At 54.9% G+C, this 255-nt stretch carries 1 rRNA gene; it reads left to right on the top strand.

Annotation, left to right across the window (positions count from 1 at the left end):
- Window positions 1–255, top strand: a 23S ribosomal RNA gene (locus GL263_RS29360); the annotation flags it as partial.

Genomic DNA, 255 nt, shown 5'->3' with positions numbered 1-255 from the left:
CAGGAGGTTGGCTTAGAAGCAGCCATCCTTGAAAGAGTGCGTAATAGCTCACTGGTCAAGTGATTCCGCGCCGACAATGTAGCGGGGCTCAAGTACACCGCCGAAGTCGTGTCACTCCAACATGAAGACCTAACGGTTGTTGGGGTGGGTAGGGGAGCGTCGTGTGCCGGGTGAAGCAGCCGTGTAAGCGAGTTGTGGACGGTTCACGAGTGAGAATGCAGGCATGAGTAGCGATACAAGAGTGGGAAACTCTTG

The organism is Streptomyces durbertensis, assembly GCF_014156695.1.
Classification (GTDB): Bacteria; Actinomycetota; Actinomycetes; order Streptomycetales; family Streptomycetaceae; genus Streptomyces; species Streptomyces durbertensis.
The sequence above is the reverse complement of the archived record's forward strand: the minus strand, read 5'-3'. Positions and strand labels throughout refer to the sequence as shown.